The sequence below is a fragment of the Azotobacter bryophylli genome, from assembly GCF_042643485.1.
In the GTDB taxonomy this organism is placed as follows: Bacteria; Pseudomonadota; Gammaproteobacteria; order Pseudomonadales; family Pseudomonadaceae; genus Azotobacter; species Azotobacter bryophylli.
This window is the reverse complement of sequence record NZ_JBHRSJ010000010.1, coordinates 102,301-111,359: the sequence shown is the minus strand read 5'-3', so window position 1 is coordinate 111,359 and position 9,059 is coordinate 102,301. Positions and strand designations below refer to the sequence as shown.

Below are 9,059 nucleotides of genomic sequence, written 5' to 3'. Positions count from 1 at the left end.
AGGACGCCGGCGAACACGGCGGCCGCCGCGGCGTAGGCGCCCAGCAGCCGGCTGCCGCCGGCGGCGGCCAGCAGCGCCAGCGCCGCCAGCAGCGCATTGCGGATCACCAGGCTCCAGGACAGGCTCTGGGCGGTGCCGCCGCAGCCGCAGTCGATCCTGCGCCGGCCACGGGCGACGTTGACGCCGATGGCCAGGGCGTAGAGCGACAGCAGCGCGGCGGCCGCGGCGGCGCCCAGGGCGGACTGGCTGGGCCAGGCCAGCAGGGCGACCACGGCGAACTCGGCACCGATCAGCAGGCGGGCGACGGGCTCGACCAGGCGTTCCGGCAGCAGCCGGTAATCGGCGACGAAGCCGAGGAAGCGCCCGTAGTCGGCGACCTTGTGCCAGCCGGCGCGCAGGAACAGGAGGATCAGGAAGACCGTCGCGGCCAGCGCCGCCATGCTCCAGAGACTGTCCTGCATGATCATTCGCTCGTTGAACCGAGAAGGGTGAACTCGCCGATCTCCTCGACCTTGTCGGTCAGCTTGGCGGCGAACTTGGCGTCGGGATCGATCTCGAAGCGCTGCACTAGGCCTTCTTCGTTCATGCCGAACAGCACCGGCTGCTCGCCCTCGGTGACGGTGATGGAGATCACCTTCTCGACGGTGGAGCGGTACAGCACCTTCTTCGCCTTGAGGTCCACGGCCCAGATTTCCTCGGCCTCGTTCTTGTGGCTGCCGTCCTCGGCGTCCGGGTGCATGGCCACGAAGAGCACGTTGTGCGCCGGGTTGTAGGCGGTGACCTCGAAGCCGCCGGGGGCCCAGTTGCCTTCGATGCCCTTGGTGAAGGAGAACTTGTCCTTCAGCTTCGGCGCTTCGCCGGCGTCCGAGACGCGATAGAGGTTGCCGTTGTAGGAGGTGAACAGCAGGTCTTTGCCGACCCGCTCGGCGTGGATGAACAGGGGATCGGCGTCCACGTCGAAGATCTTCTCGCTGCGCTTGCCCGGGGTGAACCGGCCGTCGGCCTCGAAGGTGTAGGTGGTGGCGGCGCCGTCGCCGCACAGGCTGCTGAACTTGTTGCCCTTGGGCGCCGGATAGATGCCCCAGCAGCCGGGGGTGGGGATCTCGCTGATGGCCTTGCCGCGGATCAGGTCGACCACGGTGACCGAGCTGGCCGGGGTCGCGTTCTGGACCAGGGCGTAGCGCTCGTCCGCGGTGAGCTGCAGCAGGCTGGAGTAGGGCGCGATCTGGGCCATCTTGCTGGAGACGGGGATTTCCCGCTTCACGCTCAGGGTATCGACGTCGAACTCCTGCAGCACCGCTTCGGTCGGTCCGTACATGATGCGCTTGGCATAGGCCGAGGCGGTGTAGGCGGTCTTGCGGTCCTTGGTCAGCTTGAACTGGCTGATCAGGCCGACGCTCAGGATGCCCTTGTGCGACAGATCGTCCGCCGACAGCACGTTGACCCGGCTGGGGCCCTTCCAGTTCTGGTCGAGGATGAAGACATTGGCCCCCGGCTTGATGGTTTTTTCCACGGTCAGGGTTTCGGGAACGAGACTGCTCTCGGCATGGGCCATGCTCATGGCCAGGAGGCCTGCTACGGTCCCTAGGGTGACGCCTAACACTCGCATGTTGATCTCCACTCGTAAGGCTCGGCCACAGTGTGTTGGTCGAGCGGTCTGGGTCTGGGAGAGACCAAGCAATGCTTATGCCATATAAAATATGGCTTTATAGGTTAAATGTGTTGCGGCGCGCACCTTTGTTGGGCATGGCATTGTGCTATGGCGCTAAAAATGGGCGAGCCCGTGCCCGCGGGGTGCGCATGTCGGTGCACCGGATGCTCCGGCGGGCGAGCGAAAAGCGCTGGCCGGGGTGGCGGGCTGACGCTTATCATGCGCGCCTTTCAACATGCCTAGGCTGAGGGCCGGACCCATGCTTGTACTGGGGTTGGAAACCTCCTGCGACGAAACCGGCGTCGCCCTTTACGACAGCGAACGCGGCCTGCTGGCCGACGCGCTGTTCAGTCAGATCGACCTGCATCGCATCTACGGCGGCGTCGTCCCCGAACTGGCTTCGCGCGATCACGTCAAGCGCATGCTGCCGCTGATCCGTCAGGTGCTGGATGAGTCCGGCTGCAAGCCCGGGGAAATCGACGCGGTCGCCTATACCGCCGGCCCCGGGCTGGTCGGCGCCCTGCTGGTCGGCGCCTCCTGCGCCCAGGCATTGGCGTTCGCCTGGGGCGTCCCGGCGCTCGGCATCCACCATATGGAAGGCCATCTGCTGGCGCCCATGCTGGAGGAGCAGCCGCCGGAGTTCCCCTTCGTCGCCCTGCTGGTTTCCGGCGGCCACACGCAACTGGTGCGGGTCGACGGCATCGGCCGCTACCAGCTGCTCGGCGAGTCCCTGGACGATGCCGCCGGCGAAGCCTTCGACAAGACCGCCAAGCTGATCGGCCTGGGCTATCCGGGCGGGCCGGAGATCGCCCGGCTGGCGCAGGGCGGCACCCCGGGCCGCTTCGTCTTCCCGCGGCCGATGACCGACCGGCCGGGACTGGATTTCAGCTTCAGCGGTCTGAAGACCTTCGCCCTGAATACCTGGCAGCAGTGCCGCGAGAGCGGCGACGACACCGACCAGTCGCGCTGCGACGTCGCCCTGGCCTTCCAGCAGGCGGTGGTGGAAACGCTGACCATCAAGTGCCGGCGCGCCCTCAAGCAGACCGGCCTGAAACGCCTGGTGATCGCCGGTGGGGTGAGCGCCAACCAGGCCCTGCGCCAGTCCCTGGAGAAGATGCTCGGCGAGCTGAAGGGACAAGTTTTTTACGCCCGTCCACGTTTCTGCACCGATAACGGCGCGATGATTGCTTATGCCGGTTGTCAGCGTTTGCAGGTGGGCCAGCAGGACGGTCCGTCCATCCAGGTGCATCCGCGCTGGTCGATGGAGTCCCTGCTGCCGGTCTAGGGCCGGGAAGGCGGATCGCCCGGTTGGCCGCTATCGTCTAGCAGGTGGTCGTTGGCCCGCTAGAAGCGTCTTTCCTTGCCGGCCCACAGATCGCGCATGTTCTGGCGATGCCGCCAGAGGATCAGCGCGGTGAGGATGGCCAGGGGCATCAGCGCCTTGGGCAGTTGCCAGGCCATCAGCGGCAGGCAGAGCGGGGTGGCGATCAGGGCGGCCACCGAGCTGGTGCGGGTGAGGAGGAGGACCAGCAGCCAGCTGCTGATGGAGATCAGGGCGGCGCCCGGATAGACCCCCAGCAGCACGCCGGCGGCAGTGGCCACGCCCTTGCCTCCGCGGAAGTGGAAGTACAGCGGATACATGTGGCCGATGACCGCAGCCAGGCCGATCCAGGCCTGCTGCTCGGCCTTGAAGCCGGCCAGGTTGGCGAGCACCACCGGGATCAGTCCCTTGGTCAGGTCGCCGAGCAGGGTGAGAATCGCCAGTCGCTTGCCGGCGCCGCGGAGCATGTTGCTGGCGCCGGGGTTGCCGGAGCCGAAGGTGCGGGGGTCCGGCCCGCCGGCCAGGCGGCTGATCAGGATGGCGAAGGGCAATGAGCCGAGCAGATAGGCGAAAACCGCCAGTAGCCAGAACATGGGGTCCATTCCGGGGCAGGTTGGCCTCAGATTCTAGCGGGGGTATGGGGGTTGGCACCAATTTTTTCGCATTGCAGCATGGCCTGCGTTGTCGCAGGCCGATTGGTGGCGTCTATGACAATAATCAATGATGACGGGCGCAGGGTCTGTCGCGAGGTCGATCGTGGATAAAGTGTTTATCGAGGGCCTGGAGGTCGACACCGTGATCGGTGTCTACGACTGGGAGCGCGGCATTCGCCAGTGCCTGCGTCTGGATCTGCAGCTCGGCTGGGATACTCGGGCACCGGCTGCCGAGGACGACGTCGCCAAGGCTCTCGACTATGCCGCCGTATCGGCGCGAATCCAGGCCTTCGCCGGGGAGGCGAGCTTCTTCCTGGTGGAAACCTTCGCCGAGCGCCTGGCCGAGGTGCTGATGGCCGAGTTCGGGATTCCCTGGCTGCGCCTCAAGCTGACCAAGCCGGGCGCCGTCCCGGCGGCCAGCGGGGTGGGAGTGGAGATCGAGCGCGGATGTCGCTGACCCCTGTGCTGCTCGGGCTCGGCAGCAATATCGAGCGCGTCGCCCATCTCACCTCCGGTCTCGACACGCTGGCCGGCCTGCTGCAGGACATGCGGTGTTCGCCGGTGTTCGAGAGTCTGCCGGTGGGCATCAAGAGCGGGTGCTTCTATAACCTGGTGGTGGCCGGCCTGACCGAGCTGCCGTTGACCGAGCTGGATCGCCGGCTCAAGTTCATCGAGGCCGACAACGGCCGCTATGCGCCGGACCGCAAGGGTCTGCCGCTGGATGTCGACGTGCTGATGTACGACCAACTGGTGGGCAATTTCCACGGCTTGGTGCTGCCGCGGGCGGAGATCCTGAAGAACGCCTTCGTGCTCTGGCCGCTGTCCCTCCTGGTGCCGCAGCGGGTCCACCCCGGCGTCGGCCGCACCTTCGCCGAGCTCTGGCGCGAGGCGCGGATCGAGCAGAGGCTGTGGCCGGTTCCCTTCCAGTGGCGCGGCGTCGAGCTGACCCCGGCCGAACTCCTCGAGGCCTTTCCCACCCCGAGGCTCGAGCCCTAGGGCGGGGCGCTTCACCCCCGTTTGCCGCTTTCGCCCGGCACCGCCGACTGACGGGGCAGCGGGCCGGCCGGGCGGCGCAGGCCGATGGCCTGCCGGGTGGTCTGCGGATCGAGGGTGGCCAGGGCCTCGAACTGGCTGAGGAACACCTGGCCGCCGAAATGCTCGAGGAAGGCCGAGCACTTCAGCTGGTCCATCACCGGCCCCTTCACCTCCGAGAGATGCAACTGGATGCCCGCGGCTCGCAGGCGTTCGCCGATCGCTTCGAGGCTCTCTAGGGCGCTGGCGTCGATCAGGTTGACCCCCGGGCACATCAGTACCAGATGCTCGATCCGCGGTCGCTGGCCGACCAGCTCGGCGATGCGGTCTTCCAGATAGCGCGCGTTGGGGAAGTACAGGCTCTCGTCGACGCGGACCGACAGCACCGTCGGGCTCTCCACCACGGCAAAGCGTTCGACGTTGCGGAAATGCTCGCTGCCCGGCAACTGGCCGACCACGGCGATATGCGGCTGGCTGGTACGCCAGAGGAACAGCAGCAGGGACAGGCCGACGCCCAGCAGGATACCGGTCTCCACGCCGACCAGCAGCACGCCGAGGATGGTGGTCGCCATGGCCGACGCATCCTGCTTCGAGTAGCGCCAGGTGCGCCGGAGCGCGCCGAGATCCACCAGGGCCAGCACGGCGACGATGATGGTGGCGGCCAGCACCGCATGGGGCAGGTTGCGGAACAGCGGGGTGAAGAACAGTACGGTGACGGCGATGCCCCCGGCAGTCAAGGCCCCGGCCAGCGGGGTCTGCGCGCCGGCGTCGAAGTTGACCACCGAGCGCGAGAAGCCGCCGGTGACCGGCAGGCCGCCGCTCAGCGCCGCGGCCAGGTTGGCCGTGCCGAGGCCGACCAGTTCCTGGTTCGGGTCGATGCGCTGGCGGCGCTTGGCGGCCAGGGTCTGCGCCACCGACACCGATTCGACGAAACCGATCAGGCTGATCAGCAGCGCCGCCGGCAGCAGCTTCAGCGTCAGTGCGAGATCCGCTGGCGGCAGGTCGAGCGACGGCAGGCCCCGGGGAATCTGCCCGACCACGCGCACCCCGGCGGCGGACAGGTCGAGCAGCCAGACGGCCAGCGCGGCGAGCAGCAGCGCCGCCACCGGGGCGGTCCGGGTCAGGGTGCCGGCGACCTTCGGCGTGCAGCCGAGGGCGCGCAGCCAGCCGTTGAGCCGGCTACGCGCCAGCTGCAGGAAGACCAGGCTGGCGGCGCCGATGGCCAGGGTCGGCAGATGGGTCTGCGGCAGGTCGGCGGCCAGGGCGCCGAGCAGTTCGACGGCATTCTCGCCGTCGGCCCGGATGCCGAGGATGTGTTTGAGCTGGCCGAGGGTGATGAGAAGGCCCGAAGCGCTCATGAAGCCGGAAATCACCGGGTGGCTGAGGAAGTTGGCGAGAAAGCCCAGGCGCAGCACCGCCATCGCCAGCAGGATCAGCCCGGAGAGCAGCGCCAGGAGCAGGGCGGCCGCCTCGTACTCGGCGCTGCTGGCGGCGAACAGCGGGCCGAGCACTGCGGCGGTCAGCAGCGAGACCACCGCCGTCGGGCCGACCGCCAGGCTGCTGCTGGTGCCGAACAGGGTGTAGGCCACCAGCGGCAGGATGCTGGCGTAGAGGCCGGTGACCGGCGGCAGGCCGGCGAGCATGGCATAGGCCAGGCTCTGCGGAATCAGCATCAGGGTCACGATCACCGCAGCCATGGCGTCCTTGCCCGCGGCCTCGCGGTCGTACCGGCGTGCCCAGACCAGGCATGGCAGGTGGCGGGCTAGGCGTGTCAGCATCCCTTCTTCTCCCGGACCAGATCGCAGTCCGCCGGGAGCTGCAGGCGGTCCGGCCGCCTGGGGCCGGCCAGCCACTCATGGCCCTTGAGCATCAGATCGAAGTAGATGGACGGCAGCCCCCTGGTCTTCAGTTCCCAGGCCAGGCGACGCGGCACCCGCGGGTCCCAGGGAAGGCTGGGCAGCAGTTTGCCGCAGTAGCCGAATTCGGCGAGGATCACCTTGCCGCGCTCGACGGTCAGCGGACAGGAGCCGTAGCCGTCGTAGGCCGCCCGCGGAGCGCGGCCGACGAGCTGGGCGATGAGGTTTTCGGCCACCACCGGCGCCTGCTTGCGCACCGCTGCGGCGGTCTTGGCGTTGGGCGCGGAGCAGACGTCGCCGAGGCTGAAGATGTCGGGGTAGCGTGGATGGCGCAGGGTCGCGTGATCCACCTCGAGCCAGCCCTCGGCATTGGCCAGGGGGCTCTGGCGGACGAATGCCGGGGCCCGTTGCGGCGGCACCAGGTGCAGGAAGTCGAACTCGCGCTCCTCCGTGCGGGTCGTGCCGTCGGCATCGGTGACCGCGAACCAGGCCTTGTGCGCCTCGCCGTCGACCTTGATCAGGTTGTGGCTGAAGGCGAGCCGGGCGTCGTAGCGCGCGACGTAGCGCATCAGCGGCGGCACGAAGTCGGCGACACCGAACAGCGTCGCGGCGGCCGAGCAGAACTCCACCTGGATGTCGGGCAGCACGCCCTGCCTGAGCCAGTGGTTGCAGGACAGGTACATGGCCTTCTGCGGCGCGCCGGCGCACTTGATCGGTAGCGGCGGCTGGGTGAACAGTGCCCGGCCGCGACGCAGGGCCTGTACCTGCCGCCAGGTGTAGGGCGCCAGCTCGAACAGGTAGTTGCTGGTCACGCCGTTGCGGCCCAGGGTTTCCCGGGCGCCTTCGATGGCGTCCCAGTCGAGGACGAGGCCCGGGCAGACGACCAGGGCGCGGTAACCGAGGCGGCTGCCGTCTTCCAGCACCACCTGCTGCCGCTCCGGTTCGAAGGCGGCGGCGGCGGCGCGGATCCACTGGACTCCTCTCGGGATGCAGCGGGCCATGGCGCGCTCGGTGCGTGCGCAGTCGAACACGCCGGCGCCGACCAGGGTCCAGCCCGGCTGGTAGTAGTGCCGCTCGCTCGGCTCGACCACGGCGATGCGCAGATCGGGGGCGCGCTTGAGCAGGCTGGCGCTGACCGCGCAGCCGGCGGCGCCGCCGCCGATCACCAGCACGTCGTAGCGGGGCGCCTCGGGCTGGCTCCGCCAGCGCTGCTCCAGACGTGGCAGCAGGGCGCCGAGGTCGTAGCTGGCGGCCCGGGCGGTCTGCAGCAGGCTGTCCGGGGCGAGGTGATGGGCCTCGGCCAGCGCCCACAGGCCGGCGGAGCGGGTTCCGCTGCGGCTGAAGGCCAGGACCGGGCCCTTGACCCGTTCGAGCAGGCGGCGGAAGGCGGCCGCCTCGGCGTCGCCGATCTGGCCGGAAACCACCGGCAGGGAGTGGTAGTCGAGGCCGGCGGCCTCGGCGGCACGGCGCAGGTCGTCGTCGCCCGGCTGCGCTTGCTCCTCGTCGTCCGGGCAGTTGTTGATCAGGCAGCGGAAGCCGCCGGCGGCTACGGCGCCCATGTCCGCAGGCTCGAGCTGGCCGGTCACGGCGATGAACGGGGTCAGACGCTTGATCGGTTGCATCTTCCTGGCCTCCCGGCGAAGTTTCAGAGCACGTCGAGCGGGATCTTCAGGTAGCGGGTGCCATTGTCCTCGGCCGGCGGCAGCTCGCCGGCGCGCATGTTGATCTGCACCGCGGGGAGGATCAGGGCCGGCATGCCGAGGGTGGCGTCGCGGGTCTGGCGCATGGCGACGAACTCCTCCTCGCCGATGCCTTCGTGGATGTGCACGTTGTGCGTGCGTTCGGCGCCGATGGTCGTCTCGTACAGGTAGTGCTCGCGGCCCGGTGCTTTGTAGTCATGGCACATGAACACGCGGGTCGAGTCCGGCAGGGCGAACAGCCGGGAGCGGATGGAGCGGTACAGGGTGCGCGCGTCGCCGCCGGGAAAGTCGCAGCGGGCAGTGCCGTAGTCGGGCATGAACAGGGTGTCGCCGACGAAGGCGGCGTCGCCGATCAGGTAGGTCATGCAGGCAGGGGTGTGACCGGGGGTGTGGATGGCACGGGCCTCTATGCCGCCGACGGCGAACATTTCACCGTCGCGGAACAGGTGGTCGAACTGGCGGCCATCGGTGGCGAATTCCGGCCCGGCATTGAACAGCTTGCCGAAAGTGTTCTGTACCACGGTGATGCGGTCGCCGATGCCCAGTTGGCCGCCGAGCCGTTCCTTCAGGTAATGGCCGGCGCTGAGATGGTCGGCATGCACGTGGGTGTCGAGAATCCACTGCACCGTCAGGCCCTGCTCGCGTACATGGGCGATCAGGCGGTCGGCGTTGCCGTGCGAGGTACGGCCGGCGGCCGGGTCGTAGTCCAGTACGGGGTCGATCAGGGCGCACTGGCGACTCTGCGGATCGCTCACCACATAACTGTAGGTGAAGGTGGCGAGATCGAAGAAGGCTTCGACTTGGGCATTCATAAGGCAGTTCTCCGCGCATGCCTGGCTGGGGACC

At 68.4% G+C, this 9,059-nt stretch carries 9 protein-coding genes; 3 read left to right on the top strand and 6 right to left on the bottom strand.

What is annotated here, in order from left to right:
• Positions 1 to 461: MauE/DoxX family redox-associated membrane protein (locus ACFOJE_RS05785; protein ID WP_377813342.1), on the bottom strand; the 461-nt coding region annotated here is incomplete at its 3' end.
• Positions 462 to 463: 2 nt separating this feature from the next.
• Positions 464 to 1,609, bottom strand: a complete 1,146-nt coding sequence (locus ACFOJE_RS05780) for an amine dehydrogenase large subunit (protein WP_377813341.1) — start codon at positions 1,607 to 1,609, stop codon at positions 464 to 466.
• 301 nt (positions 1,610 to 1,910) lie between these two features.
• On the opposite strand from ACFOJE_RS05780, the gene tsaD reads away from it, so the two are divergent.
• On the top strand, positions 1,911 to 2,936 hold the full coding sequence (gene tsaD, locus ACFOJE_RS05775) for a tRNA (adenosine(37)-N6)-threonylcarbamoyltransferase complex transferase subunit TsaD (RefSeq protein ID WP_377813340.1): 1,026 nt from the start codon (positions 1,911 to 1,913) through the stop codon (positions 2,934 to 2,936).
• A 59-nt stretch (positions 2,937 to 2,995) separates the two neighbouring features.
• On the opposite strand, the gene plsY is transcribed toward tsaD, so the two are convergent.
• Positions 2,996 to 3,565 carry a glycerol-3-phosphate 1-O-acyltransferase PlsY gene (plsY, locus tag ACFOJE_RS05770; protein WP_377813339.1) on the bottom strand — a complete coding sequence of 190 codons (570 nt, stop codon included), beginning with the start codon at positions 3,563 to 3,565 and terminating at the stop codon, positions 2,996 to 2,998.
• A 163-nt stretch (positions 3,566 to 3,728) separates the two neighbouring features.
• Between plsY and folB the strand changes: the two genes are divergently transcribed.
• Positions 3,729 to 4,082, top strand: a complete 354-nt coding sequence (gene folB / locus ACFOJE_RS05765; RefSeq protein ID WP_377813338.1) for a dihydroneopterin aldolase — start codon at positions 3,729 to 3,731, stop codon at positions 4,080 to 4,082.
• Positions 4,073 to 4,621, top strand: coding sequence for a 2-amino-4-hydroxy-6-hydroxymethyldihydropteridine diphosphokinase (gene folK, locus ACFOJE_RS05760; protein ID WP_377813337.1), 549 nt, complete (start codon positions 4,073 to 4,075; stop codon positions 4,619 to 4,621). The genes folB and folK overlap by 10 nt, the downstream gene beginning before the upstream one ends.
• An 11-nt stretch (positions 4,622 to 4,632) precedes the next feature.
• Here folK and ACFOJE_RS05755 read toward each other — a convergent pair whose 3' ends face one another.
• From ACFOJE_RS05755 to ACFOJE_RS05745, 3 genes are read right to left on the bottom strand one after another with little or no spacing between them, the layout of a single operon-like run.
• A complete protein-coding gene (locus tag ACFOJE_RS05755; RefSeq protein ID WP_377813336.1) occupies positions 4,633 to 6,435 on the bottom strand; it encodes a SulP family inorganic anion transporter in 1,803 nt (600 codons plus the stop codon).
• Entirely contained in the window at positions 6,429 to 8,135 is a 1,707-nt protein-coding gene (locus ACFOJE_RS05750; protein WP_377813335.1) for a TIGR01244 family sulfur transferase, read from the bottom strand. The genes ACFOJE_RS05755 and ACFOJE_RS05750 overlap by 7 nt, the downstream gene beginning before the upstream one ends.
• A gap of 23 nt (positions 8,136 to 8,158) precedes the next feature.
• Positions 8,159 to 9,025, bottom strand: coding sequence for an MBL fold metallo-hydrolase (locus tag ACFOJE_RS05745; RefSeq protein WP_377813334.1), 867 nt, complete (start codon positions 9,023 to 9,025; stop codon positions 8,159 to 8,161).
• Positions 9,026 to 9,059 lie beyond the last annotated feature (34 nt).

Bases quoted from the DNA above. Each gene is read 5' to 3' on its own strand.
- ACFOJE_RS05755 (WP_377813336.1), bottom strand. From the start codon at position 6,435: ATGCTGACACGCCTAGCCCGCCACCTGCCATGCCTGGTCTGGGCACGC.
- ACFOJE_RS05780 (WP_377813341.1), bottom strand. From the start codon at position 1,609: ATGCGAGTGTTAGGCGTCACCCTAGGGACCGTAGCAGGCCTCCTGGCC.
- ACFOJE_RS05750 (WP_377813335.1), bottom strand. From the start codon at position 8,135: ATGCAACCGATCAAGCGTCTGACCCCGTTCATCGCCGTGACCGGCCAG.
- tsaD (WP_377813340.1), top strand. From the start codon at position 1,911: ATGCTTGTACTGGGGTTGGAAACCTCCTGCGACGAAACCGGCGTCGCC.
- plsY (WP_377813339.1), bottom strand. From the start codon at position 3,565: ATGTTCTGGCTACTGGCGGTTTTCGCCTATCTGCTCGGCTCATTGCCC.
- ACFOJE_RS05745 (WP_377813334.1), bottom strand. From the start codon at position 9,025: ATGAATGCCCAAGTCGAAGCCTTCTTCGATCTCGCCACCTTCACCTAC.
- folK (WP_377813337.1), top strand. From the start codon at position 4,073: ATGTCGCTGACCCCTGTGCTGCTCGGGCTCGGCAGCAATATCGAGCGC.